This is a genomic window from Deltaproteobacteria bacterium RBG_16_64_85, assembly GCA_001798885.1.
Taxonomy (GTDB): Bacteria; Desulfobacterota; Deferrimicrobia; order Deferrimicrobiales; family Deferrimicrobiaceae; genus FEB-35.
Window position 1 is genome coordinate 1 of sequence record MGQW01000017.1, and the last position, 476, is coordinate 476.

Annotated in this window: 1 pseudogene (running past one end of the window); it reads right to left on the reverse strand. The window is 66.2% G+C overall.

Features of this window, described 5'->3' with window-relative positions:
• A pseudogene (locus A2Z13_02475) lies at nt 1-476 on the reverse strand (hypothetical protein) (it continues 337 nt past the right edge of the window).

The window sequence follows — 476 nt, forward strand, 5'->3', positions numbered from 1 at the left end:
CATCCTGGATTCCCCGGGGGGAAGAGTCCTTACGGCGACGACCAGGCGCCCGTCCGGAATTCTCCGGACAGCGGAAGCGTAGATATCGCCGACCAGCGTCGTGGAGCTTCCCCGCTGCTCGACAAACTTCATCCCCTTCAGGCGCGACAGAATTTCAGCGGCGATTCCGGAGGGAACCTCCCCGCTCGCGGTGACAACCCCTGCGGGGTCCGCGAGGAAAAGAGAGGTTTCCGGAGAGTGCCCGTGGCGGACGTCCCCAAGCGCCTCGCGGGTCTCCTCCACGGAAGCTGCCAGTGGAATTCGGCGGGCTGCACCCTCGACCAGCCCCGAGAGCAGACGGGCTTCCCCCTCCAGCTTTCCGCGCGCCAGGTCCAGGGCTCCGGTCAGCGCTACGCCGACTCTCCCGCCGATCCAGGACTTGATGCTGGTGGTCGTGATGTTTGCGGCGGCCACGAAAAGGAGGATCGTCGGGACCA